The sequence below is a fragment of the Dyadobacter sp. HNCC25DJ185 genome, from assembly GCF_056895195.1.
In genome coordinates this window covers 118,081-143,525 of sequence record NZ_JBXHAR010000001.1, presented here as the reverse complement: position 1 = coordinate 143,525, position 25,445 = coordinate 118,081, and the positions used below count along the sequence as shown (strand labels likewise).

The window sequence follows — 25,445 nt, the reverse complement described above, 5'->3', positions numbered from 1 at the left end:
ACAAATTATGAAAAAATTAGCATTAGCTGTTGTGATCACGACGGCATTGACATTCAGTGCAAATGTATTTGCCCAGCAACCAGCACCTTTGGCAGCAGGTATTCCAGGCCCGGGCCCGCGGCCTCCTTTTGGCGGCCCTGCTGCTCCACGTGAACAAGGTCTGCGGCCGGTCACGACCATTCAGGGGAAAGTTGTCAAATTAAAGGCGAACGATGATTTTACATTCGACGGATTCTACCTGCTCACCGGAAGTGACAGTTTACTGGTAAAATTTCCGGCACACATGGGTTCGCAGATCATGCCTGCGGCGAAAACAGGATCACAGATTTCAGTTTCCGGAGTTATGGAAAATACTCCTTCCGGCACAAGGGAGCTGAAAATGGTAAACCTGACGGCTGGAGATAAAACATGGACAGAGACCTCTCCTGCCATACCGACCGCCGCTCCGCAGGAAAATGCACTAACCGGCTCAGGTAAGGTCAGCGCGCTGCAAACCAACCAGGAAGGAATTGTTACCGGCATTTTCACAGACAATAAAACCTTGCTCCGCTTCCCGCCGCACATTGGATCGCAGCTGGGAAATCTGACCGCAAAAGGCAGTACAATCTCCTACTCAGGCATTCAGAAGAGCAAAGCGCAGGGAGAAGTCCAGCTGGAAGATTATAAGATCGTCCGATGCAATACGATCACCGTCAACGGTCAGCAGTATCTGGTAAAATAATTGATAGTACCATATGGCAGCAGCTTTTTGCTGCCATATTATTTCTTCCTTTTTATGAGCAAATACATTTCAACAATCGGACTGCTGGTCCTTTCCAATGCTTTCATGACGATGGCCTGGTATGGCCACCTCAAATTTTTCAGTAAAGATGGTGGTCATGCTTCCACACCGCTGTGGATGATTATACTGCTCAGCTGGGGACTGGCTTTCTTTGAATACTGCTTTCAGGTCCCGGCCAACCGTATCGGCTCTTCCGAAATGGGCGGCCCATTTTCGCTGGTCCAGTTGAAAATCATCCAGGAGGTCATTACACTCGTGATCTTCATGATCTTTTCCGTCACGGTCTTTAAAAACACCCAGTTTACGACCAATCATTTGATTGGCTTCGGGCTGCTGGTGGGCGCGGTTTACTTTATTTTTAAGCCCTGATGCATGCCTTGAAAGCCCGGTCCTTACGGGGACTGGACCTGATCAACTTCACGCTCGCTGACGTACGCGACGGCATCGGCCCGTTTCTGGGCATTTTCCTGCTCTCGTCCCAGCATTGGAATTTGAAAGATATTGGCATCGCCACTTCGCTGGCCACATTTGCGGGCGTGGTCGTACAAACACCCGCCGGCGCATTTGTTGACCGTTTTAAGAATAAAAAGATCATCGTAGCCATTGCCAGCCTGCTGGTCGGTTTTGGGACATTACTGATCCTGATCCAGCCCAGCCACACCGTTGTCATTGCCAGTCAGGTAATCGTGGGGATAGCCGCCACCTTCATCGGCCCATCCATTGCCGCCATGACGCTGGGATTGGTCGGATACGGCAAACTGGAAGCACGCACCGGACGCAATGAAATGTTTAACCACGGCGGCAATGTGGCCTCGGCGCTCATTTCCGGCATCATCGGCTACTACCTGGGCCTGAAAGCGATCTTCATTTTCACATTCCTGCTCTCCTTTGCCAGTGTGATTTTCCTGCGTTTTATCGACCACGAACAGATTGATTATCAACTTTCGAGAGGCAGTTTGTCCGACAACAAAAATGAAGATATCAAATCTGCGGGCGGCATCATTTCAAATCCGCTTTTCCTGATTTTTACCACCTGCTGCGTGCTATACCATTTTGCCAATGCTGCGATGCTGCCGCTGGCAGGGCAGTATATTGTTTCAGCCAACAAAGTGGATGCTTCAGTATATATGTCAGCCTGCATTGTGATTGCCCAGCTAGTCATGGTACCCACCGCCGCGTGGTGCAGCCACAAGTCCACAAACGGGCGAAAATGGTTGATGCTAGTTTGTTTTGCGGCTTTGCCTATCCGCGGGGTACTCTACACATTAAGCCCGAATCCGTATTTCATTACCTCTGTCCAAATCCTGGACGGGCTTTCCGCGGGTATTTTCGGTGTCGTCAGCATTCTGATCATTGCTGACCTTACTAAAGGTTCGGGGCACTTCAATTTGGCTAACGGGATCCTGATCACCGCGGTCGGGCTTGGGGCTTCATTAAGCAACGTGGTAGCCGGGTATATCGCGAATTTGTATTCTTTCAGGTATGCATTTTTATTCCTGAGTGCTACGGCTGGTCTGGCATTTGTAATTTGCCTGCTGTTGATGAAAGAAACTTATAACCCTGACTCACGGTGAAAAGTATAACCCCGGTTTGGAGCGGAATTATCCTGCTGCTGATTTTGATCGCGGCAGGCTGGTTTTTTTACAAAACAGGGGCGAAGGAATCAGGGTTGGGCCCCGCGAGACCTGCGCATTTTGGACCGCCTGCACAGGATCAATCCAAGCTAAAAGGCACCGTGCTGGAATATGGCAGCAATCCGGACGGTGACATTGACAAAATGCTTTTAGCAACAAGCGAAGAAAAGTTCTGGCTGCACTTTCCTCCCCATGCGGCGCGATCCATAAAAGCGACCGCACCGGTTAACAGCGTCATTGAAGCAATGGTGGATCGGCGAGGGCCTGCTGTTCATGACCATCTCGATCCTGTTTTTGAATTAAAACAGGTAGCCGGTCCGGGCGGCAAGGCAAGCATTGACCTGACAGGCATCCCCACCCCACTTCCCCGGAAAGGGGTTGAAGTTGAGGTTACAGGAAACGCCCCACAGGATCTAAAAATCGGGCAAGCGCCGGCCCACCATTTTATTTTATCAGGGAAATTCATCTCAGTCCCGCCTCACATGGCACATACATTATTTCCCTTAGTCAGCCAGGCCAAAACGGTCCTGGTAAAAGGATTCCTTCGCGACTCCGTCGACGGTTTTGTATCCGCTTCGGGTTTGCCGGTGGTAAGAGCCAGTTCCATACAGCTTGACGGCACAACCTTTAAAATACGATAATGCACACCAGCACACCGACTTTATGAAGATACTTGTTGTTGAAGATGAGCAAAAACTGGCGGGTTTTATACAGAAGGGCCTGCAGCAAGCCGGATATCTGGTCCAATGGTCTGGTAACGGATCAGATGCACTTCACAAAGCCGCATCCGAAACATTCGACCTGATCCTGCTCGATCTGATGCTGCCGGGCATGACGGGTATTGACGTACTGAAAAACCTGCGTGCGTACCACATTCCTGCTCCCGTGATCATTGTAAGTGCATTGAGCGGAACTTCCCAGGTTGTGGAAGGACTTGACCTCGGCGCGGTCGACTACATTAAAAAACCGTTTGAATGGGAGGAACTGCTGGCCAGGATCCGCATTTTGCAGCGGAAGGTTTTTGCAAGCGAAAGTACCCGGATCAGCATTGACGATCTGGTATTGGACCTGATGACGCGGGAAGTTTCCCGGGGCGGACAGGCAGTTCAGCTTACCGCAAAAGAATTTGCATTGCTCGAATATCTGGTCCGCAATGCAAACCGGGTGGTCAGCAAAAACCAGATTCTTGAAAATGTCTGGAATATGGATTTCGATCCTGAGAGCAACATTGTGGAAGTGTATATGCACCAGTTGCGCAAAAAGATTGACAAAGGTTTTGATAAGCCGGTTGTCGAAACCATTATCGGGGTGGGCTATAAATTGAAAGGCACAAAATCTTCACTGTGAAAACGCTGGCCTCCTACCCTTTTTATACCAGTCTCAGGTTCCGGTTCGGGCTTATTTTTGGGTTTACATTCCTGTGTTTTCTGTTGATCATCGGGGTTATTCTTTATTCCAATGTCAAAGCGCAGTTCGAGAAAAGTTTTGCCGCCCGGCTAAAAACACAAGGCAACCTGATTCTTCAGGAAACCGAAATCAACCCGCTCACCATTCCTTTTCCGGCCTCGGGAGAATATTTTCGCCTGATTTATCATGCCAATCACAATCAGGATACCCTCTTCAACAACCTGCCTGCCGACCTCCGGGGGGCACAGATCATGGCAGACACATCGCGCTGGCGGAGCGCATTTCTGGCAAGAAATCTGGAAACCGGCGGGACGATCAACATACTTTACGTATTGCCTGCCACTGAGCTGATTGGCGATATCAACAGGTTGCAGACCATTCTGTTCCTCTATTTTCCGCTTGCCTTTATCGCGGCTTTGGCTGCTGGTTATCTGCTTTCCGGTTTTCTGCTGCGCCCGATCGAAAGCATTGTAAAAAAAGCCAACGACATCAGCCTGCAAGGCCAGATCCATTTGCTCGAAGAGCCTGCCGTACGCGACGAGCTGCACCAGTTGGCAGTATCTTTAAACCGGATGCTGAACCAGATCCAAAAACAGGCGCAAAATCAGAATGCATTTTTCGCGTCGGCATCGCACGAGCTCAGGACCCCGCTGAGTGTCATGCTCACCGAGCTGCAGACGCTTCAGAACGACCAAATTCCTCCGAACATTAAGCCGGTTATTGCAAATCAGATCGGCGAGGTGCAGCGCCTGAACAAGCTCGTCAATGAATTTCTGCTGCTCAGCCAGCTCAAATCAGGAGCGTTGGTCCTGAGCAAAATGAATGTCAACCTGGCAGAAATGACGATAGAATTGCTGGAACGTTTTACCTCACGGGCACTCGAAAATGCGCAGGTTTTCAAAATAGAATTACTGCCCGAAGACGGCGAATTTGAAATTTACACCGACAGGTCCCATCTGGTTACGATGCTTCTGAATCTATTGGAAAACGTTGTCAAACATGGACAGCCCGGTTCAACCGTGGATATCGGCATTGAGAAGTTACACGGCCAGATATCGCTGACGGTCAGAAATATCTCGAAGACCTATATTGAAGATCCGTCTCAGCTTTTGCTGGAATTCAACAGACAGGATTTGTCGACCGACGGGTTTGGACTTGGGCTCTGGATTGTATCCAGGCTTGCCGGGACGGTCGGCGCAAAGTTTGAGGTTCATTTTACCCAACCCTGTTTTATCTCCCAAATTTCCTTTCCGGCTCACTGACCCTTTTTATCGGGCACGATTATAAATGTAGTATCGATAGATAAATTAAAAAGTAATCCGCTATGGTTATCTCTACCCCTTTTTACACACGGCTCGCTCAGGTCCTGATCAGCATCATTTGTCTCGTTTATATTGCCATCATTGGTCAGACACTTCTGGCCCCATTGATCTTTGCGCTGCTGTTTTCACTGCTGCTGCTGCCTTTCGCCGGTTTTCTGGAATACCGGTTTCATTTCCCCAGGGCATTGTCTTCCATGGTTTCGTTGTTTACCCTGATCGGCGCAATTGCGGGGATATTTATACTCCTGGGCTCACAACTTACCGCCCTGGCCCAGGACTGGCCGGCATTCAAACAACAGGTGCTGGATACCACCACTGATCTCCAAAAATGGATCGAGGTAACCTTTCATGTCGATAGCCAGGAGCAGATGAATTATATCAATGACTCCGCGTCAAAAGCAGTGAACACCGGCACCAGCATTCTGGGACATACGATCCTTTCCGTGTCGTCTATTCTGTTATTTCTGCTTTTTACATTCTTATACACATTTTTTGTACTCCTGCACAGGCGGTTACTGCTGCGCTTCATCGTCTCGGTTTTTGACCAGGAGCATAGTGTGATCGTTTACGACATCGTGAGCCAGATCCAGTACATTGTCAAAAAGTACATTGTAGGTCTTTTTTTGCAAATGCTTCTGGTGACAGGCCTTGCCTGTATCGCGTTCTGGTTGCTGGGTGTTAAATACGGGCTACTGCTCGGGCTGATCACCGGGATCCTGAACCTGATCCCTTATATCGGTATTCTCACCGCCCTGCTGCTGGCCAGCCTGATCACCTTCGCAACAGCCGGGACCAGCCAGCTGATTTTCGTTGCAGTAGCCATCGTGGCCATTCACCTGGTCGACAGCAACTACATCATGCCAAAAATTGTGGGTTCCAAAGTAAAAATCAATACGCTTGTCGCGCTGATCGGGCTGGTACTTGGGGAAATGATCTGGGGAATTACGGGCATGTTCCTCTCGATTCCGGTCATTGCTATCTTCAAGGTGATCTTCGACAGGGTCAATGGTCTTAATTCCTGGGGTATTTTACTGGGAGAAGATGACAGTGAGCCGGGGTCAAAACCTGCAGTCCGGGAAGTGATCGAGGATGAGCACAATCAGGGCCGTAAGCCATAATCGTTTCAACGTGACCGAAAAGCGGAAAACCACTCCCGGCTCCTCAAAATCGGAAAACCATTTAAACATTCAGTTAATCATTCTGAGGCACTCAGCGACAGCATTTTCTCGACCATTTTTTTAAGTTCAGTGTCTTTAATCTGCACCAGGTTTTTAGCCAGAAAGTACCGGTCGGCTTTCAGATCTGAATTATACCCCAAAAAAGCGGGCGCATGATACTGCATGGTAAAGCGCAACAACCGGGTTTCGATATTTGAAGTGTCTCTGTCAACGGCCCGGTCGATCAAAGCTTTTCCAGCGCTGAATAGCCGGTATTTCGATATCGGGTTGCTGCCGTATTTTGCCATCAGCATACTTGCCACGCCCTTATAACAAACAAGCGTGGCCGGTCCATCGGCATCGATGGTTGCCGCAAGGTCGTTCAAATTTTCGGCAGCCTGTTTGTCTGTCGATGCCTCCTGATAAGACTTACGAAGCTGGCCGACAGTTGGTCCGGTTTGCTGCACATAGCAGGCAACAAAAAATAGCAAGGTGACACAAAGTTTCATCATTTATCTGGTCTGGATTCTTCAAGTCGGGGATTGTGGTTAAAAGCATCTTATTAATACCGCGCCAAACTTCCGGTGCGTACACTGTCCAAAGCCGCAAAAGTACAAATTGGCACGCTCCGGGGCATGGTTATTTAAATAGGTGAATAGAGAAAATACAATTCTAAAAACCAAATCATGAAAATTCAAATCGTGTTGGCACACGCGTGTGCCATCCTACTTTTAACATTGCCACTGAGTGCCCAGCAGGTATCCAAAGATTCCATCGATCTGCTTAAAAAGCAGCAAGAGCAGATTGAGGCCGGGAAAAAATTAAACGAGCGCAAGATCGAGCTTGCGAAACTCGAAAATGAGCTGGTCGAAAAAATTGCCGACGCCGAAAAGAAAGCAGGAGAAGCGCAAAAGATGGCGAATGAAAATCAAAGTTTAGCTGAAAAACTTCAAAGCGATCCTCAGAACAAGAAACTGTCCGGCCAGGCTTCAAAATCAGCGCGGGCTGCCGAACGCAGTGCGAAGTCAGCCCGGAAAGCGGAGGAACAAACGGAAGATCTTAAAAAAGAAATTGCGTCCCTGAAAGAAGAAATTACAAAAGATCAGTCAGAAGCAGGTATCGTGAGCGTGCAAGCGCCCATCTCCTTTGCGCAACCCGCCTCAGTGGAACCCCAACCTGTGCAGGCACCTGAAACAATGGTTAGCACCTCTTCGCAGGGTACAGTAAATAACGTTCCGGCTTCCGAAAGCAATGGTCAGGTTCATGTGATGTCACCCGGGATGGCACAGAAAATAATCGAATCTACCTATCGCAGTTATCCGCAACAAGCCGGTCAGCCCACGATCATTATCAACAATATCATCAGCCCAGGTTACGAAAAAGTGAATGCGCCGGTGGGTAGCCCGGACAGAGAAAACGCTACTTTAAGCCAGCAGGACAGACAGGACTTTGAAGATTTTAAGGCCTGGAAAAGACAAAACCAGGCTAGCGGCCGGTTTAATGGAAATCAAAATAACCCATCGCAAAATCGTGTACGCGAGCAAGACCAGATCATAAATGACGATCAACAAGCTTCTTCGGAAAGAATGACTTTCCGCCAGCGTTTTGGTGAAAAGCCTGCTCGCAATTCCGGCCTGTGGGTGATCCCAATGGTGGGGGTGCATGCTTCGAACTTTAACGCGGACGTCAGCAAGGGAAAAGCAGAGGGCCGGACCGGCTGGAACGCTGGATTGGATTTCCGGATCCACGCAAAACGGTTTTTTATACAGCCGGGCGCACATTATTTTAGTTCGTCCATGCGTGTGAGCAGCGAAGACAGTCTGGCCGATGCGCCGTTGCTCACCGGCCCGAGAATCCACTCACTGAAAGTTCCTGTGTTACTGGGTCTTTATCTGACAAGGGCCAACAAAGGTTTTTTCAAAATGAACATCAAAGGCGGCGCGACGGGTACTTATGTGATCGCCGTGGATAAAAGTAACCTCGCCCAATTTTCAAAAGATAACATCGAGGAGTATTCTTATGGCTTGAATGCAGGCCTGGGCCTGGAATTCGGGCTGATCACATTTGACATTTCCCATGAATGGGGAATGAGTGCCTTGTTCAAGGAGAATAATATCAAAAACAACGTGTTAAGGGCGACTGTAGGCTTAAAACTATAGTCGGACCAGATAGCCCGGTTTGAAATACTTTGTATAAAAAGGCGTGATCGTTCATTAAAACGGTCACGCCTTTTTTTGTACAGATCAAGAGCCTTGAAATTTCTAATCGGCTCAGCGCCGTGACCGCCAGGCTATCCGGCGGTATGTGTAAATTACTTAATCAGCCAGGCGTCGTATCCTTGGGTTGTCGCATCATTTGCATCAGAGTTCACCCCGCATGTCCTCCCTGCTGCGGCCTCAATTTTTACCTTCTCTCCGGAAGGCAAAATAAAACGTTCCTGGTACAGCGTGTCTCCTTGCCGAAGCGATAAAGTAGACGCCATATCATAAACCGCCTGTGTATTGGCTAAATTTGTGTCTGATATTCTCATTAATAATGCAAACAATCCCCGTAAGGCATCTTGCAGCTGGCCTGAAAGAGCCTGACTCTTCGGGCCATCTTGTGGTCTGGAATTTGAGCGAATTGTTGTCTGGCAACGATATGGAGCAGGAACTTCACAGACATAGTTTCTACTTCATGCTCGTGATCGAAAAAGGAACGGGTGAACACATTATCGATTTTACGTCTTATCCGATGGTCGACCGAAGCGTTTACATCATGCGTCCCGGTCAGGTCCACGAACTAAGGCTGATGTCCGATTGCAAAGGCTATCTGCTACAATTTACAGACGAATTTTATTGGAATGGCGACAACACTGCAAAACGGATCCTGAAAAAGGTCAGTCAGAAAAATTATTACCTGCCAGATCCTGCCGCCTCAGAAAAAATACTGTCCTTCATGAAGACAATATTTCAGGAAACTTCGGAGAAAAAAGAACAATACGAATACGTTATCCAGGTGAACCTTCAGTTGTTCTTCATTGAATTATTGCGGCAAGCGTATACGATCGCAGGGACGTCTGACGAGAAAACGTCCTATCAGCTGGAGCGTCTGGAAGTATTCCGGGAGTTGATAGCGGAGCATTTTGCCAGCCACAAGCAGGTACGTTGGTATGCAGAGCAAATGCACCTGACCAGCTACCAGTTGAATACGATCGCGAAAACACTTTTAGGTAAATCCAGCGCTGCGCTGATTAACGACTACATTTTGCTGGAAGCCAAACGCTACCTGCTGGCTACTGCCAGCCAGGTGAACCAAATATCCTGGCACCTTGGCTACGAGGACGTTTCCTACTTTATCCGCTTCTTCAAAAAGCACACCGGCTATTCGCCCGAAGCTTTCCGGAATTATTTCAAATAAGTCCCACACAAGCTCATTTTTGTCCTGTCGGAGAGGCAATACGCGGTAATACCTTTGCGATACAATCAGACAAAAGCATATGGGAATTATATCTAAAACACGGCTGACGGCATCGCGGGAACTGACTGTGGCCTTTCCTTCTTTCAAGACTCCTTTTTACGCGGACTTTCAGACGGTGCGGCGGCAGTGACCGCTTACCTTCCGGGCATGACAGTTTCTGGGATCATTGCCGGGAAGTTGGCATACGGGTACACCAGGCACCACCTGGATATGACAGAAAGGTTAACGTCATCAAACCATTGACCAAAAGTGCCTTACCAAAGATCCCCGGAAGGATCTCGATCGAATTGAAAACTCGGACCATCAACCCATCAGATACCCTACTTTATGAACCTAGCAAACGAAGCATACAAACGGCTATGGGATAGCCGGTATGCCAATCCCGAATATGCCTACGGCAAATCCCCCAACTTCTTTTTCAAAAAGCAGCTTGACAGGCTACCCGCCGGAAATATCCTTTTGCCCGCAGAAGGCGAGGGAAGGAACGCCGTTTACGCGGCTACCAAAGGCTGGAACGTTACGGCTTTTGACCTTAGCGAAAGCGGTAAAGAAAAAGCTTCGCAATTAGCTGCTGAATACGGTGTTGCAATCCACTATCTGGTTGGTGATGCGGGGCAGCTTCATTTTAAAGAAGAAAGCTTTGATGCAGTCGGTCTCATTTATGCACATTTTCTGGCAGACCAAAAATCTGCGGTGCTTGAAAAGTTAAGTACATACCTTAAAAAAGGCGGCGTCATCATTTTTGAAGCCTTCGGCAAAGGACATCTGCCCCTGGTGCAGGCCAACCCGAAAGTGGGCGGTACGATGGACGAAAGAATGTTGTTTTCGACCGAAGAGCTCAAAGCGGATTTCCCAGGGTTTGACATTCAATTACTGGAAGAAACTGAAACCGAATTAAAAGAAGGTCTTTACCATAACGGCACGGGCGCAGTAGTCAGGTTTGTGGCGCAAAAATGGTAGGAATGTTGCTTATCAATTCCTTTCGGGTCCGACTTAGTTTTTGGGGTTCAATCCTAGTACATTCCCCTTCTGAATTTTTCCTGTTGACCATCGGCTTCCTGAACAAAAAAGAGAAAATCAGAATTTTGTTCAAAAGCGAGCATTCAGGACTTTGTGATTGATAACCAACCGCTAACAACCTATGTGGAAATACTACGCATTACTTTCTGCCATTTTCGCAGCATTGACTTCCATCCTGGCGAAAGTCGGAATGAAAGGGATTGGCGGCAATGTGGCCACTGCCGTCCGGACCGTCGTGATCGTTTTTATCGCCTGGGGAATCGTACTTTTCAGCGGGCAAATGAAGGAATTGAAAGAGATCAGCCGGAATAACCTGGTCTTTCTTTTGCTTTCCGGGATCGCCACCGGGCTTTCATGGATATTCTATTTCAAAGCTCTGGAGACCGGTGATGTTTCGAAAGTAGCGCCGATCGATAAGCTGAGTGTCGCGATCGCCATCGGACTATCCGTTTTGATCCTGAAAGAATCGGTTGACCTGAAAACAATCCTCGGTGCGGTGATGATCGTCGGCGGTACGATCGTGATCATCTGGTAGCACCGACCGCGCCCGCGCGGATTGAGCCGGACCCGAAATCAAAAAGATCCGCTGTCAAAACAAACCCTTTAAAGCCCCTGCCAGAATCCGTTTGTAGGTATCCCCTACCGGCAGCTCTGTTTTCCCGATTTCGACATCATGGGCGGTGAAAGCGGTGACGTGCCGGAGGTTAACCAGAAAACTGCGGTGAATGCGTAAAAAGCCCTTGTCCCGGAGGTTATTTTCCAGGTCGCTGATCTTGTATTTGGAAATGATGAGGTTGTCCACCGTGTGGACATGCACGTAATCTTTCAGGCTTTCCGCATATAAAATGTCACGGGTATCTACTTTGAAAAACTTGTGACCCGATTTCAGATAGATCGATTGGGGTTCGGAAGACGAAAGCACCTCGGGCATGGCGTGCTGGACTGAGCTCAGGTAACGCTCGATGGCCTTGAAAAAACGGTCGAATGTGATGGGTTTGAGCAAATAATCGATCACGCCAAGCTCAAAACCGTCCAGTGCGAATTCCCGGTAGGCGGTTGTTAAAATGGTTTTGGGGGGATGTTGCAGGTTTTTCAGGAAATCAAGCCCGGAGATCTGCGGCATCTTAATGTCCAGAAATAAAAGATCAACTGGTTGCCTCCGGAGCATTTCAAGTGCTTTGACCGCATGATTGGCCGTGCCGACAACTTCAAAAAAATCCAGCTGGGCCAGGTGCTTTTGCAGCAAATTGATCGCCAGCGGCTCGTCGTCCACGATGACACACCTGATCTTCATGTGAAATAGAGTTGAAGTTCTACGGTAAATAAGCTTTCTGTCTGCCGTATTTCCAGCTTATGTTTTTGCGGATATAGCAGGTTGAGCTGCCTGTTTAAGTTATTAAGGCCAATGTTCCCCGAATCTTTGGCGCCGGCGGGCTGAAAAGTATTGCTGACTTTGAATGTCAACAATGTTCGCTCAGCCAGCAGGTCTATCCTGATCTCCGGGTTTCCCGCATCATTGCCTGCACCGTGTTTGAAAGCATTTTCCACGATCGACAGCAGGATCATGGGCGCTATTTCAACATGAGCCGCAACCTGACAATCAAAATTCACCCGCAGCCTTTCATCATAGCGTAGCTTTTCCAGACCAATGTAATTTTTCAGCAAAGTAACCTCGCCCTGCAAAGGGACAAACGGACTGTCGCAGCGATACAGCAGATAATCCAGGATTTCGGACAGCCGGCCGATAGAGCTGGAAGTGACAGGTGAGCCGGAGAGCGAAAGCGAATAAATGTTGTTGAGGGTATTGAACAGAAAATGCGGGTTCAGCTGTGTTTTAAGGAGTTTAAGCTCGGTCTGCGCCTTTTCTTTTTCCAGTAAAAGGGTCCGTTTTTGAATGATAAGCTGGTCTTTGAGCAATTTGAGCAGCATAAAAACAAACGATACCGAGAAGATCCGAAAAAAGTACACATAGATCAGCTTGGGAATGTTGGTGAAAATCTCCGTCGGCGTTTCCTTGGGCTTGGGCTTGGTGCCGTACCAGGGTTCTTCAATATAAACCACCGAAAGCCTGGAAAGCACGCAGATCACATAGGCGAACAGCATGAACCAAATGATTGCCGACAGGTACCGCTCCCTGTAAATGAACCGCGGCACGATGAGGTAGGCCAGGAAATAGGCGGCGGGTACCTGCGCCAGCAGATTGGTACCGTCGCCCAAAAGGTTGCTGGTAAATGGCACCTCGCCCGCATTGAAGTAGCTGCTGGAGCTGAGTTGCAACGACAAAAGAATTACCCAGAACACCACGTGGCTGACCAGCCGGTGACGGGTATTGAATTCCAGCAGCTTTTCGGAAAGGCTCATCAACAAAAATACGTTTAAAAAGCATTTCCCAGCACCCCTGTCGACCAACCGGCGGGTTCGACCCCTGAACAGGCCACCCGGCTATCCCAAACAGGGTTTGAAGGGCAAAGTCGTCCTTCCGGCTGTCGTAGCTACCTTTAAAAGCACCAGCCATTTTTCGCATCTGCGGGCCCGCTATCATTGGTCATGCAACATTTCAGACACCTTTTTTCAATCCTGCTGCCGGTACTTTTATCGGCGACACTTTGGGCGCAAACCGGCCCGTCAATCAGTGGAAAACTGGAAGACCCGCAGCGCCTGCCGGTACCCTTTGCTACGGTAATGCTGAAAAAACCGGATTCCACCCGTTACATCACCACATTGAGCGATGAGAACGGGCATTTTCGATTTACACCGGTAACAGCGGGCAGCTATCAGTTGGAAATCAGTAGGGTGGGATTTGAAAAATTCATAAAACAAGTGGATACCGCGCCGGGAGATTTGGACCTCGGCACCTTAACATTGCAAGATGCCGTCACGCAGCTCAAAGACATAACCATCAGAGCAAATGCGCCTTTGATTGACCGGCAGACCGATAAAACGGTGATCAACCTGTCGCGCAGCATAACCAGCGAAGGAGCTACGGTATTGGAACTCATGAAAAAACTGCCCGGCATCCGCATTGGACCGGACGGGCGGATCACGATGAACGGTAAGCAGGGCGTCAATGTCCTGATCGACGGCAAACCGACATACCTGTCCTCCGACGACCTGAGCAGCCTGCCGAGCAGCATGTCCGCCTCCACCGTCCAGAAGATCGAGCTGATGAGCAACCCTTCTTCCAAATATGATGCTGCGGGGACAGGCGGCATGATCAACATTGTCAAAAAGAAAAACCAGAAGGAGGGCCTCAGCGGCGCGGTGAATGGCAGTTTTGCCCAAAGTTATTACAGTGGTTATCATGGCGGCTTTTCGATGGGCTTTAAAAATCAGCATTACAATTTTTTTACAAACCATACCTACGTCGCAAGCCGCGATTTTCTGACCAGCGCATTGAACAGCCGCATGAGTGACGCAAACAATAACCTGGTGAATGTACAGGTTTCGGAAAATGACCGGTCGGGCATCTCGCGGAGCTACCGGCCGACATGGGGCATTGACCTCTATCTCTCCAAAAGAACAACATGGACATGGTCGGGCAATGTCGGTACAGGCACTTCCGGCAATGAAGTGCTGTCCAAAATGGACGTATTGGACAGCACGCAGACCAAGATCAATCAAATCAGATTTAAGAGCCAGCTAAAAGACCGTCCGTTCAATTCCAGTGCGGGAATGCAACTGGTGCATCAGCTCGATACGACAGGCGCTTCCGTGCGTTTCGATCTTGACTATTCAATGTATCGCAATGTCCCGATGCAGACTAATCGGAGCACACAGCAGGATGCGGCAGGCCGTTTCCAAAGTGAAACGGACAACCTGCTCAACCAGCGCAGGCGCCTGGATATTTACGGCTCAAGAATTGACTACACCCGGCCGCTCAGTGAGCAGGGAAGTTTCGAGGCAGGTGTGAAAACCAGTTATGTCAAAGCGGATAATGATAATTTATTTTTTCACATAGACGGGGATAGACAGGTACCCGATCCGTCGCAAAGCGACCGCACATTTAATTCCGAAAATATCAATGCTGCCTATCTCAATCTGAACAAAACTTTCAGCAAGCTGACCATCCAAACAGGGTTGCGCGCCGAACAAACGGTGATGAAAGGAAAAGAGCGCCTGACTGGCATGCTGGTACACCGGAATTACGTACAACTATTCCCCACCTTATTCCTGCGCAAAGAACTCCGGGACGAACAGACCCTGATCGCCCGCCTGGGCCGGCGCACCGAAAGACCTGATTACCGTGAGCTGGTACCTTTCAGAAGACCGCAATCCGCAACATTGTTTTTTCAGGGCAACCCGTTCCTCAGGCCGCAAACTTCCTGGCACGGCGAATTTTCGTGGTCGTGGAAAAGCACATTGACCGTCACTGTGAATTACGATTCCTACACCAATTACATCCGGACACTGCCGTTTCTGGACAGTAACCAAACCACCCTCACCCGCAGGCCGATCAACATACAGGGCGCCCGTACCTGGGAAACGGACTGGGTTTATACCAGAAAACTCACCGGCTGGTGGACTACCAATAACACCATTGTGATTTACCGGACCACATTCCGCGGCGAGGCGAACGGATATAGCTTAAATAACCCTGGCATGGTTTCGGCAGACGTGACAGCCGGCAACAATTTTCAGCTCGGCAGCAGGTTCTCCGCGGAGGCTGAGCTTCAATACAGTTCCAAAAGGAAGTTTGCAACCTCCACTTTTGGCAGCTATTACACGCTGAACCTGGGAATTAAATATCCATTTTTGCGTGAGAAGGCTTCGGTATCCCTCAACATGAACAACCTGCTGCAAAGCGAAAATTATGGTGTGACCGACCTTAACCTGGGCCTGTACCAGCAGACGTATTTCAAACGGTATTCAAGGCGCATCGGTCTGAATTTCTCCTATAGGTTTGGCTCGGGAAAGCCGGATAAGCCAAAAAGAAACGACACATCGGACGAGCAAAAACGGGCTGCAATGTGACAGCGACCGACTTTATTATGGTTTGGTCGACTAAGCCGGCTGTTATGTTTGATGGTCGTTTCGGCGATACAGGTATCCGGCTTGCAATCCGGGCGGGATGATGGTTATCCGGCATTTTGCATCCTGGAAAGTACGCTACGGACACTTTATGGGAATACAGGCACCGGAATGCAATCGGATATGCCGAAGCCTAAGTGATCCGGAACATGGAGCTCAGGCTACTGGGACAGATAACCGCCATCTATTGGATAATAGGAACCCGTTACAAATGATGACTTGGAGCCGCTTAGCCACAAAACCAGCTCGGCAACTTCCTCTGGTTCGCCTAACCGGCCGATGGGATGTTTGGTTACAAGCCAGTCGATCGTGGCTGTGTCCATGTCTTTCAGAAGTGGTGTTTTAATAAATGCAGGCCCCACCGCATTGGCGCGAATACCCTGTGAACCATATTCGAGGGCGATGTTTTTTGTAAGCCCAACCACCCCGTGCTTGGCGGCGACATAGGCGGGGCTGTTGGCAAAACCCACGCTGCCTAAAATGGAGGCCATATTCACAATACTGCCCCCGCCGGATTTGAGCATGGCGGGAATCTGGTAATGCATGCCGTAGAATACTCCGGAGAGATTGATCCCGATTACCTTGTCCCACATGGCTGGCGGATACTCGCCCGTCGGGGCCGCTGTGCCTCCGATACCTGCATTGTTACAGGCAATGTGCAGCCCGCCATAAGTCCGGACCGCCGCGTCTACCAGTGCTTCGTTATCAGCCGGAGAAGAAACATCGGCTTTAAAAAAGAATGACTCCCCACCCGCTTTTGCAATCAGGTCGACGGTTTCGAGGGCGTCATGTTCCTGAACATCGGACACCACAACGCGTGCTCCGGCGGCGGCGTAGGCCAGGGCCACGCTCCTTCCTATACCGGATGCTGCCCCGGTAACGATTGCTACTTTTTTAAATAGTTCCATAAACTTCTGGCCATTAAAATGAATCCACCGAACGTCCGGTAAAGATGGGTCTAAGGTAGAAGCAATCTTAGTCGATTTTAATGATTTCCATAAGTTTATATGGTGACGATCATCACTTCCATGTTCAAGGCCTCGCCCCACACATTGACATTCACGGGGAAGATATGCCCGAAATTTTGGTGATGTCTACAGAGCACCTTACGAGTTTGTTCGAGGAGGCATTTCCGTCCAGTAAATCGGCGGAGTATTCGTACCATCCGACGGTGCCTTTGTTGGTTTTTGGGAAGGTGTAGGGGAATCGTGACATAAACAGCATGATGGAAGGCGATGCTATGGCTATTTGCTCAGTCATAAAAAGTCTACCTATGATTTCACATTTGTTACCTATTTAGCTAACTTTATGAAAAATTAACACACTAAACATCAATGAGCAAAAGGTTTATCAGGGACATTTTCTATTACGAGAACCACTATCTCGACTTTTTTGAGGAGTTGAAACCCGAAGTAAGAAAGAAGTTCAACTGGACATTACAGCTCATTGCCACGATGGACAGAGTGCCTGAAAAATATTTCAAGCATATGACTGACTCGACAGGATTTATGAAGTCAGAGTTGAAGTTGGGTCTGACATTTACCGTGTGTTCAGCTTTTTTGACAAAGGGAACCTGATTATACTGGTAAATGGATTTCAAAAGAAAACGCAGAAGACACCTAAAAGCGAACTAGACCTCGCAGAAAAACTAAAAAAACAATACTTCGATGAGCAACGAAACAGTAAATAAAAAGTCAACCTCCTTTACTTCGCATTTGGACGACCAGTACGGAAAGCCGGGAACAGCAACAAGAGAGCAATACGAAGAAGAATTTGAAGCCTTCAAATTGGGGGCTATGATCCAGGAGTTGCGTAAAAAGCAGGGTTTGACACAAGAACAACTTGCTGACAAATGCGGCACGACAAAAACCTATATATCTCGTATTGAGAACAATGCAAGCGACATCAGGCTTTCCACTTTGATGCGGATTGTTAGAGAAGGTTTGGGTGGGAATTTGAAATTGAGTGTGACCCACTGAGGACTGCTGGTGGCAAAATGCCAGCATTATCCTACCAAACTCGAAATTTTGTACATGACTAAAAATTCTTTGCGATGACTTATAAAATCGTTTGTCCGGTAAAAAACAACCAGGTCATCCTGACCCTTCCGCCTGACTTTCGGGATAAAAAGGAGGTGACGGTATATGTTGATGATCAGATCGATGTTAAATCTCAGAAACTTGACGCGTTGAAAATGGCTGCAAAGGATCCATTGTTTCTTGCCGACATTCGTGAAGTTCATGCTGATTTCGACGCAATTGACGACGAGACACGCTAGAGAAACCTTTCCACCAGCCTTTTTTGGGGACTCTGCAGGAGACAAAACTAAATTTTCAAAACCACACACGGTTTCCCAATTGGGAAATTTCATACCTTTGACAAATTTGTGAATGAAGCCGAACTTTGAGATAGCATTTTTGCCCGAAGCTGTCGAGTTTTTAGAAACCGTCGACGAAAAAACAAGAGAGAAAATCTATTACAACATCAAGAAATCTCAATTTGTGAACGACAATGAGCTTTTTAAAAAACTGAATGACTACATATGGGAATTTAGGACGCTATACAAAAGCAGGGCTTATCGGCTTTTTTCGTTTTGGGATAAAATTGATGGTAAAGAAACATTGGTTGTGGCGACACACGGTATCCTAAAAAAGACGCAGAAAACACCACTTAAAGAAATAAAAAAAGCGGAAGAGATAAGGAAACAATATCTGGAGAACAAAGCAAAAAGGAAATAATTATGGATGATAAATTCAAAACAGTTTCGCTTGATACCATGATTGACAAGCATATTGGCAAGCCTGGAACAGAAAAACGGGAAGCTTTTGAAAATGAGCTGAGAATTGACTTATTGGGACACGCAATTAAACAGGCAAGACAAGAACGCAACTTAACACAGGAACAATTGGGCGAACTTGTAGGCGTGCAGAAAGCTCAGATTTCCAAAATTGAGAATAGTGTAAAAAATGCAAGATTTGAAACCATTCTAAAAGTATTTGACGCATTAGGAGCAAAAGTTAATTTTAACGTAGAACTCAATCATAAAAAATTGGCCTCCTGAAATCACACATTTACACACGCATGAAATCAACCCTCTCCCACCTCCCCGACGACAAACAGGAAGAACTACAAACCCTCACCGAAATCATTCTATCCAAAGTCCAAGCCGAAATGATCATCCTTTTCGGCAGTCATGCCCGTGGCGATTGGGTGGAGGATTTTCAGGAGCACACCGAATATGTAAGCGATTACGACATTCTCGTTATTACCAAAGACAGAATTTCCGCCAAACGAGATAAAAAATGGAAAGAGCTGGACAAGGAATTGGCTGCCAATAAAGACATTACCAGAACCAGCATTATCGCGCATAGCATTGGTTTTGTGAACGATAAAATTGAACGGAATTACTATTTTTTTGTGGACATTTTGAAAGAGGGGATTTTGTTATTTGACTCTGGAAATTTCAGCTTGTCGGAACCGAAATCCATGAATCCGGGAGAAAGGCAGAAAAAAGCAAATGATGCATTTACGCATTGGTTCAAATCGGCAAATCAATTTTTGGTAGGCTTTAAACTTTATTGGGAACAGGGAGAGGAAGATTCAGGCTTTTACACAAATGCGGCGTTTGAGCTTCACCAAGCGACTGAAAGATATTATACCGTTATCCTTCTTGTTTTCACCGACTACAAACCAAAAATTCACGACATCGAGGAACTGGGAAATCAAGCTGAAAAATTTCACCCTGATTTTGGTACCGTTTTTCCAAGAAATACACCCGACGAAGAGCGGCTATTTCAACTCCTGCGAAAAGCATACATCGACGCGAGATATGAAATGAATTACAAAATCGAAAAAGAAGAATTGGAATACCTGGGTGAACGGGTTAAACTTCTAAGAGACCTGACGGAAAGCATTTGTAAAGAGCGGATTGCACAATTTGGGAAAGGATGAGACAGAGAAAAACTACAAACTTTAAATTGACTGCATAAAACAAACAGACCATAAAGAATGGCGACGACAAACCACATCGAAGACAAACCGAACCGGTTTTACATCATCAGTGTCACGGCTTTGACTTTTGTTGTGCCGACAATCGGTTGTTTGGGAGAACATTTCGCAGCCAGCACGGCGTTGACTTTTGAGCTGTTTGGCAAGTGGTTTATTTTTTCGGCCGTCGGGCTTCGTTTGTTTTTAGCAGGTATCAAGCAAGTGAAAAACCCGGAGTTCACAGCAAAACAAATTTTTCACATCGACAGCCCCGACAGTTTTCCAATTCTTCGGGAGCTGGGTTTCGCCAACATTTGTTTTGGATTGGTAGGCATTGTTTCTTTATTCAGGCCTGAATGGAGAATGGTAAGTGCATTTGCAAGCGGACTTTATTACGGCATTGCAGGCGTTCAACATGCACTGAAAAAAAAATCCGGCATCAATGAACAGTTTGCGATGTGGACTGACTTACTGATCTTTGTTTTACTCTCAGCCTACTTTATAAAAGCCCTGTGAACATCATACGACAAGAGACTTCAAGATTTGTAAATCTACCCTGATGCCCACCTCCCCAGCCACCCTCCACCAGGGCCTCAATACCGACCAGGTCGAACAATCCCGCGCCACTCACGGCGAGAACAAAATGGAAGATACCAGCCAAAACGGCCTTTTGGCGGCCATGTTGGGCTTGGTAAAAGAACCGATGCTGATCCTGCTGATCGCGGCCTCCGCCATTTATTTCCTGACAGGCTCGCAGGGAGAGGGTTTGTTTATGCTGGGTGCCATTATTGTCATTTCCGCCATTTCGATCTACCAGGATAACAAAAGCCGGAATGCGCTGGCCGAGTTGAAAACACTGACGCAGCCCAAATGTAAAGTCGTGCGCAACGGCATCGAAATCGAAATTCTCAGGGAGGAGATCGTGATCGGCGATTACCTGATATTGGAAGAAGGAAATAAAATCCCTGCGGACGGCGCTATTCTGGAAGCACATGATTTCTCGGTGAACGAATCCATCCTGACGGGCGAGTCCATGGCGGTTGCCAAAAATGACCCCGCCAGCGAGGTTTTTCAGGGAACGCTCGTCACCAGCGGCAGGGCAGTTGTGGAAATCAATGCGATTGGTAACAAAACAAAACTGGGGCTGATCGGCAAAAGCCTGGAATCCATTGAGCAGGAGCCTACGCCACTCCAGATACAGATCACCAATTTTGTAAAGAAAATGGCGATCGTGGGTGGTGTGGTTTTCCTGATCGTCTGGGGGATCAACTACATGCATACCCGGCAGTTTTTAGACAGCCTGTTAAAAGCATTAACACTCGCCATGAGCATTTTGCCGGAAGAAATCCCGGTGGCTTTTACAACGTTTATGGCTTTGGGTGCGTGGCGGCTGATGAAAATGGGGATCATCGTCAAAAGAACGCAGACCATCGAAACCCTGGGCAGCGCGACGGTGATTTGTACCGACAAAACGGGAACGATCACCGAGAATAAAATGCAGCTGGTTAATTTATATGTCGAGGCCCAAAACGCGATCCAGCTACCCGACAGCGCATTGGGCGACGATGGCAAAGCGCTGCTCGCGATTGCGATGTGGTCGAGCGAGCCGGAGCCCTTCGATCCCATGGAAACGGCATTGCATGAAGCGTACGGCAAACTGATCAGGACCGACAGACGGCCCGAATTCAAGCTGGTCCATGAATATCCGCTGGAAGGAAAGCCGCCCATGATGACGCATGTGTTTGAAAATGCAGCTGGGGTGCGCATTATGGCAGCCAAAGGGGCACCGGAAGCGCTGATGGCTCTTTCAGGGTTATCGGAAAGCCAGAAAAGCGAGATAGCAAATGCAATCAATGAGCTGACCGCCAAAGGGTACCGGATATTGGGCGTGGGCCAAAGTACATTTTCGGGAGACACATTCCCCGAAAAGCAGCAGGAGCTTTCGTTTCAATTTCTTGGTTTGGTCGCCTTTTATGATCCTCCGAAAGCAAACATCTGGTCTGTTTTTGAATCATTTTACAAGGCAGGCATCCAGGTAAAGATCATAACAGGGGATAATGCGGCCACGACGCAGAACATTGCCAGGCAAATTGGGTTCAAAGAAGCTGAAACTGTTTTGCTGGGCGACGAACTGGTGGCGATGGACGATAAGACATTGCAGCAAAAGGTGATGCAGACGGGCATTTTTGCCAGGATGTTCCCGGAAGCCAAGTTAAAAGTCGTCAATGCACTCAAAGCACAGGGACAGGTTGTGGCTATGACCGGCGACGGCGTCAATGACGGCCCCGCACTGAAAGCTGCGCACATCGGGATTGCCATGGGCAAAAAAGGCACGGAAATAGCAAAGCAGGCTTCATCATTGATTTTGGCAGACGACGACCTGGCCAGAATGGTGGACGCCGTGGCGATGGGCCGCAAAATATATGTCAGCCTAAAAAACGCGATCCGTTACATCATTTCCATCCACATACCGATCATTCTGACGGTCTTTATTCCTTTGGCGCTGGGCTGGATCTATCCGAACATTTTCACACCCGTACATATTATCTTTTTCGAGCTGATCATGGGCCCGACCTGCTCGATCATCTATGAAAACGAGCCGATGGAAAAGGATTTGTTATTACAAAAACCAAGGCCTTTCACCTCCACATTTTTTAGCTTAAAGGAGCTGTCGGTGAGTATTTTGCAGGGTATGGTCATTACAATTGGAATGCTGGTGCTTTATCAGTACTCAGTAATGCAGTCTTATGATGAGGCGCTTACGAGGTCTATGGTTTTTATTGGGTTATTGTCTGCCAATATCTGTCTGACACTGGTGAACCGGTCGTTTTCCCACTCCATTTTCACCACTTTACGTTACAAAAACAACCTGGTCCCGATGATTATTGGCGTCACGGTATTCCTCTCGACGCTCATCTTCCTGATTCCGGGTGTGACCCGGTTTTTTAGTCTGGAAGCTGTGAATCTGGCGCAGCTGCTGATCAGTATCAGTGCCGGGTTTGTATTTACAGTTTGGTATGAAGGGGTTAAATTTTATAATCGCAAACGCGGCAAAACTTAATCGACAAAGTAACCGTCAGTACAAAATCTCTCCCTGCCTTGGGCAGATTTAGAAGGATTTTAGTAAATGAAATTTAACAAAGATATAGTGCACGCTGTGTCATTATTGGCCACCTCCCACGCTGTGACAGCCCCACCAGACAGGTCTTCATTTTTCTCTTTCAGCAAAGGCGCGATCTGATACGACGAATGTCATGATGCGCTTGATGGCTACGGTGTGCTATATTCGGAAAAAACTCAGAGAGCGATTATCTTTCTGACGGCAAAAGCTGAGCGTATCCATTTTAGAAAAGAATGGAAATGCGTGCTGATGATTACCTGGAACCCGACCACCGGGTTCATTTTCTGATGAATATATCAAATACCGTTAGCTGCGTATGAAATTCCTAAACCGTCTGCCGGCATGAACTCCGTCTTTGCTGCTTTCAATCCTGACGATTTACTCACTCACTCGGGCTGGGGCGAATGTGCCTTTTACGCGCATGCCCGGGCATGGAACAAATTAGCTAATGGAAAGGGCGCTGCGCGCGATATGCATTGCGCATATGAGTCGGTCCGGTACGGCATCCGCTGCGTCTCACATTATCCTTATATCGACGCCAGCGAGGAGGCCGACTGTGAGTACCGCCCTGTATATGAGCATGGTTACCACACGGGCCAGCCCCACCACCTTCCGGGCATTGCGCCCATAAGCCATTGGTTAGGATTGGTATGTGAACTCTTTGGCGGCAACAGGCAACAGCGATATCGTCGGTGGAGGCCGGCTTTCAAATGATCATCACCACAAAACTGCCTGATGCTGATCAGGAACGCAGTTACCACATCCGCATGGCAATACTTATCGCCGGGTTTAGCATGCTCAGATTTGCCGTCGCCTCGCTGACCAGCTTGGGAAATGACGAAGTTTACTACTTCACTTACGCCGTCCAGCCCGACTGGAACCATTTCGACCATCCGCCGCTGGTAGGTGTTTTTATAAGGCTTTTTACAATTAATTTACAGTGGATCAATGAAGTAACATTAAGAATGCCGGCTTTGGCGGGCGCAGCTTTGAATACGTTCCTCATGGCGCGCTGCGCAAGGGGAATCGCAGGCACCCGCGCCGGATTGAAAGCGGCGCTGTTTTACAATGTCAGCATTTACACAAGCATCATCTCGGGCGCTTTTATCCTGCCCGACTCGATCCAGTTAACATTTTGGATCTTGGCTGTACAGACAGCGTTGACCGCCATTTCTGCTGAGCACGTAAAAAGCCAGCGTGCCAATTTGCTATGGTTTGGCATCTGGGCCGGCCTCGCGATGATGTGTAAGGTTCACGGCATTTTTCTATGGTTTGGCTTTGCAGGCTTTGTGATTTTAAGAAAAAAAAGTTGGCTAAAAAATCCAATACTCTACCTGGCATGCGCGATCACAGGGCTCATCGCTTCTCCTATCCTGATCTGGAACGTCAACAATGACTTTATTTCCTGGCAATTTCATAGCGAAAGGGTGGAAATCAACCAGGGGATTCAATTGAAACCGCTGCTCGTCAACCTGGTCGGGCAAATACTATATTTCAATCCGATTTTGTTTATGCTCGCAACATTTTGCCTGATCGGGATCAAAAAGCAATGGCATGCCATCAAAAATGACGCGCTTCGTCTATTGCTTTGGATGGGTTGCCCGATCATTGCGGCTACCATCATTGTATCGCTGTTCCGCCCGACATTACCGCATTGGAGCGGGCCGGGGTACATTGCAATCATACTGCTCTCAGCAATTTTTGTCAGTGACCCGAAATGGGAGCAAAGGCATTTTTTTCAAGGGTTCGCCAACGCCAGTCTCGCATTGATCTTAGTGGTTTTTGTTGCGGGATTAATGATGATCCTTCATTTTCCCGGCACGCTATCTGAAAAATCGGGGCAGCAAACAGGCAAAGGAGATGTTACACTGGATATGTATCGCTGGGAAGAGCTGCGTGACGGCTTCGAAGTATTGAGGAATGAAGAGATCGCACAAAACCGTATGCCGGCCAATGCGCCGATTGTTGTGCATAAATGGTTTCCCGCAGGCCATATTTATTACTATGTCGCGTACCCTCTGCAAATTCCGGTACGTGCCATTGGAAGCCTGCTCGATTTGCATCAATTCCAATGGATGAACAAGATGACCGCCAGCTTTCCTGTCGGAAGCAATGCTTATTACATCACTCCCTCAAACAACTTTACAGATCCTTCCGAAATTTTCTCCGCCCGTTTTACCAGCATTGAACAAGTGGGGACCATTCCGCAAAAGCGTGGCGGGAAAATCGCGAGGTACTGGTATGTCTATCGTCTCAAGGGTGCTACCGCTCCTTTTTGAATAAGATGGGCAAACTGCAGCCTGCTGCGGCGAGCTTAACACAATCAAATCGAACAAAATCGTCGCTTTTACCGCCGGGCAGGCGCCCCGGGCCCAGGAACGCTGACCCTTTCAGAAACACCATTTCCCGATCCTTTCGCCGCCTAAGCTGATCGGAAATGCAGAGGACACGGATGATCATAAAAAGCTGTGCCTGCTAATTGTAAAGCCTCGCCAGCCGAGGGCCAAAATTCCCTCTTTTCATTTAATA

At 48.1% G+C, this 25,445-nt stretch carries 29 protein-coding genes; 24 read left to right on the top strand and 5 right to left on the bottom strand.

What is annotated here, in order from left to right; translation table 11 throughout:
- The first annotated feature begins 7 nt into the window (after positions 1–7).
- The 7 genes from AC1XUF_RS00710 to AC1XUF_RS00680 all read left to right on the top strand — a co-directional run bounded on the left by AC1XUF_RS00710 (position 8) and on the right by AC1XUF_RS00680 (position 6,262).
- Positions 8–721 carry a hypothetical protein gene (locus tag AC1XUF_RS00710; protein WP_483339634.1) on the top strand — a complete coding sequence of 238 codons (714 nt, stop codon included), beginning with the start codon at positions 8–10 and terminating at the stop codon, positions 719–721.
- 54 nt (positions 722–775) lie between these two features.
- Positions 776–1,150 (top strand): DMT family protein, encoded by a 375-nt coding sequence (locus tag AC1XUF_RS00705; protein ID WP_483339633.1) that lies wholly within the window; start codon positions 776–778, stop codon positions 1,148–1,150.
- Positions 1,150–2,355: an MFS transporter gene (locus tag AC1XUF_RS00700; protein ID WP_483339632.1), complete on the top strand. Its 1,206-nt coding sequence runs from the start codon at positions 1,150–1,152 to the stop codon at positions 2,353–2,355. Before AC1XUF_RS00705 ends, AC1XUF_RS00700 begins: the two co-directional genes overlap by 1 nt.
- Positions 2,352–3,056 carry a hypothetical protein gene (locus AC1XUF_RS00695; protein ID WP_483339631.1) on the top strand — a complete coding sequence of 235 codons (705 nt, stop codon included), beginning with the start codon at positions 2,352–2,354 and terminating at the stop codon, positions 3,054–3,056. Before AC1XUF_RS00700 ends, AC1XUF_RS00695 begins: the two co-directional genes overlap by 4 nt.
- Before the next feature lie 22 nt (positions 3,057–3,078).
- Complete coding sequence (locus AC1XUF_RS00690; protein WP_483339630.1) at positions 3,079–3,762, top strand: response regulator transcription factor; 684 nt, start codon at positions 3,079–3,081, stop codon at positions 3,760–3,762.
- Complete coding sequence (locus AC1XUF_RS00685) at positions 3,759–5,084, top strand: HAMP domain-containing sensor histidine kinase (RefSeq protein ID WP_483339629.1); 1,326 nt, start codon at positions 3,759–3,761, stop codon at positions 5,082–5,084. The genes AC1XUF_RS00690 and AC1XUF_RS00685 overlap by 4 nt, the downstream gene beginning before the upstream one ends.
- 62 nt (positions 5,085–5,146) lie before the next feature.
- Complete coding sequence (locus AC1XUF_RS00680; protein ID WP_483339628.1) at positions 5,147–6,262, top strand: AI-2E family transporter; 1,116 nt, start codon at positions 5,147–5,149, stop codon at positions 6,260–6,262.
- Between the two features lie 77 nt (positions 6,263–6,339).
- On the opposite strand, the gene AC1XUF_RS00675 is transcribed toward AC1XUF_RS00680, so the two are convergent.
- Positions 6,340–6,813, bottom strand: coding sequence for a hypothetical protein (locus AC1XUF_RS00675; protein WP_483339627.1), 474 nt, complete (start codon positions 6,811–6,813; stop codon positions 6,340–6,342).
- 174 nt (positions 6,814–6,987) lie between these two features.
- Here AC1XUF_RS00675 and AC1XUF_RS00670 point away from each other — a divergent pair, with 174 nt between their 5' ends.
- Entirely contained in the window at positions 6,988–8,460 is a 1,473-nt protein-coding gene (locus tag AC1XUF_RS00670; protein WP_483339626.1) for a porin family protein, read from the top strand.
- A 152-nt stretch (positions 8,461–8,612) separates the two neighbouring features.
- On the opposite strand, the gene AC1XUF_RS00665 is transcribed toward AC1XUF_RS00670, so the two are convergent.
- Positions 8,613–8,831 carry a hypothetical protein gene (locus tag AC1XUF_RS00665; RefSeq protein WP_483339625.1) on the bottom strand — a complete coding sequence of 73 codons (219 nt, stop codon included), beginning with the start codon at positions 8,829–8,831 and terminating at the stop codon, positions 8,613–8,615.
- Between the two features lie 5 nt (positions 8,832–8,836).
- Here AC1XUF_RS00665 and AC1XUF_RS00660 point away from each other — a divergent pair, with 5 nt between their 5' ends.
- The 3 genes from AC1XUF_RS00660 to AC1XUF_RS00650 all read left to right on the top strand — a co-directional run bounded on the left by AC1XUF_RS00660 (position 8,837) and on the right by AC1XUF_RS00650 (position 11,315).
- Entirely contained in the window at positions 8,837–9,700 is an 864-nt protein-coding gene (locus tag AC1XUF_RS00660; RefSeq protein ID WP_483339624.1) for a helix-turn-helix transcriptional regulator, read from the top strand.
- A 387-nt stretch (positions 9,701–10,087) separates the two neighbouring features.
- Complete coding sequence (locus tag AC1XUF_RS00655; RefSeq protein WP_483339623.1) at positions 10,088–10,720, top strand: class I SAM-dependent methyltransferase; 633 nt, start codon at positions 10,088–10,090, stop codon at positions 10,718–10,720.
- A 181-nt stretch (positions 10,721–10,901) separates the two neighbouring features.
- A complete protein-coding gene (locus AC1XUF_RS00650; RefSeq protein WP_483339622.1) occupies positions 10,902–11,315 on the top strand; it encodes an EamA family transporter in 414 nt (137 codons plus the stop codon).
- 54 nt (positions 11,316–11,369) lie between these two features.
- Here AC1XUF_RS00650 and AC1XUF_RS00645 read toward each other — a convergent pair whose 3' ends face one another.
- The gene (locus AC1XUF_RS00645) at positions 11,370–12,074 is read right to left on the bottom strand and encodes a LytR/AlgR family response regulator transcription factor (RefSeq protein WP_483339621.1); all 705 of its coding nucleotides are present in this window, start codon (positions 12,072–12,074) and stop codon (positions 11,370–11,372) included.
- Complete coding sequence (locus AC1XUF_RS00640; RefSeq protein ID WP_483339620.1) at positions 12,071–13,141, bottom strand: sensor histidine kinase; 1,071 nt, start codon at positions 13,139–13,141, stop codon at positions 12,071–12,073. Before AC1XUF_RS00640 ends, AC1XUF_RS00645 begins: the two co-directional genes overlap by 4 nt.
- Positions 13,142–13,327: 186 nt before the next feature.
- Here AC1XUF_RS00640 and AC1XUF_RS00635 point away from each other — a divergent pair, with 186 nt between their 5' ends.
- Positions 13,328–15,751, top strand: a complete 2,424-nt coding sequence (locus AC1XUF_RS00635) for an outer membrane beta-barrel protein (RefSeq protein WP_483339619.1) — start codon at positions 13,328–13,330, stop codon at positions 15,749–15,751.
- A 218-nt stretch (positions 15,752–15,969) separates the two neighbouring features.
- Here the strand turns inward: AC1XUF_RS00635 and AC1XUF_RS00630 are convergent, their stop codons facing one another.
- Positions 15,970–16,716, bottom strand: coding sequence for an SDR family NAD(P)-dependent oxidoreductase (locus tag AC1XUF_RS00630; protein ID WP_483339618.1), 747 nt, complete (start codon positions 16,714–16,716; stop codon positions 15,970–15,972).
- An 80-nt stretch (positions 16,717–16,796) separates the two neighbouring features.
- Here AC1XUF_RS00630 and AC1XUF_RS00625 point away from each other — a divergent pair, with 80 nt between their 5' ends.
- The 12 genes from AC1XUF_RS00625 (at position 16,797) to AC1XUF_RS00570 (ending at position 25,195) form a co-directional block, all read left to right on the top strand.
- Positions 16,797–17,009 (top strand): hypothetical protein, encoded by a 213-nt coding sequence (locus AC1XUF_RS00625; RefSeq protein WP_483339617.1) that lies wholly within the window; start codon positions 16,797–16,799, stop codon positions 17,007–17,009.
- A 133-nt stretch (positions 17,010–17,142) separates the two neighbouring features.
- Positions 17,143–17,385 carry a hypothetical protein gene (locus tag AC1XUF_RS00620; RefSeq protein ID WP_483339616.1) on the top strand — a complete coding sequence of 81 codons (243 nt, stop codon included), beginning with the start codon at positions 17,143–17,145 and terminating at the stop codon, positions 17,383–17,385.
- Complete coding sequence (locus tag AC1XUF_RS00615; protein ID WP_483339615.1) at positions 17,355–17,498, top strand: type II toxin-antitoxin system RelE/ParE family toxin; 144 nt, start codon at positions 17,355–17,357, stop codon at positions 17,496–17,498. Before AC1XUF_RS00620 ends, AC1XUF_RS00615 begins: the two co-directional genes overlap by 31 nt.
- Positions 17,476–17,787, top strand: coding sequence for a helix-turn-helix domain-containing protein (locus tag AC1XUF_RS00610; protein ID WP_483339614.1), 312 nt, complete (start codon positions 17,476–17,478; stop codon positions 17,785–17,787). The genes AC1XUF_RS00615 and AC1XUF_RS00610 overlap by 23 nt, the downstream gene beginning before the upstream one ends.
- Positions 17,788–17,861: 74 nt before the next feature.
- On the top strand, positions 17,862–18,086 hold the full coding sequence (locus tag AC1XUF_RS00605; protein WP_483339613.1) for a hypothetical protein: 225 nt from the start codon (positions 17,862–17,864) through the stop codon (positions 18,084–18,086).
- A gap of 112 nt (positions 18,087–18,198) precedes the next feature.
- Positions 18,199–18,546, top strand: coding sequence for a type II toxin-antitoxin system RelE/ParE family toxin (locus tag AC1XUF_RS00600; protein ID WP_483339612.1), 348 nt, complete (start codon positions 18,199–18,201; stop codon positions 18,544–18,546).
- A gap of 2 nt (positions 18,547–18,548) precedes the next feature.
- Positions 18,549–18,869: a helix-turn-helix domain-containing protein gene (locus AC1XUF_RS00595; RefSeq protein ID WP_483339611.1), complete on the top strand. Its 321-nt coding sequence runs from the start codon at positions 18,549–18,551 to the stop codon at positions 18,867–18,869.
- Positions 18,870–18,889: 20 nt separating this feature from the next.
- Entirely contained in the window at positions 18,890–19,759 is an 870-nt protein-coding gene (locus AC1XUF_RS00590) for a HEPN domain-containing protein (protein WP_483339610.1), read from the top strand.
- 57 nt (positions 19,760–19,816) lie between these two features.
- Entirely contained in the window at positions 19,817–20,311 is a 495-nt protein-coding gene (locus AC1XUF_RS00585; protein ID WP_483339609.1) for a DUF6790 family protein, read from the top strand.
- Between the two features lie 43 nt (positions 20,312–20,354).
- Positions 20,355–22,856 carry a cation-translocating P-type ATPase gene (locus AC1XUF_RS00580; protein ID WP_483339608.1) on the top strand — a complete coding sequence of 834 codons (2,502 nt, stop codon included), beginning with the start codon at positions 20,355–20,357 and terminating at the stop codon, positions 22,854–22,856.
- Between the two features lie 402 nt (positions 22,857–23,258).
- Positions 23,259–23,630 (top strand): hypothetical protein, encoded by a 372-nt coding sequence (locus AC1XUF_RS00575; protein ID WP_483339607.1) that lies wholly within the window; start codon positions 23,259–23,261, stop codon positions 23,628–23,630.
- Positions 23,627–25,195: an ArnT family glycosyltransferase gene (locus tag AC1XUF_RS00570; protein WP_483339606.1), complete on the top strand. Its 1,569-nt coding sequence runs from the start codon at positions 23,627–23,629 to the stop codon at positions 25,193–25,195. Before AC1XUF_RS00575 ends, AC1XUF_RS00570 begins: the two co-directional genes overlap by 4 nt.
- The last annotated feature ends 250 nt before the right edge of the window (positions 25,196–25,445 follow it).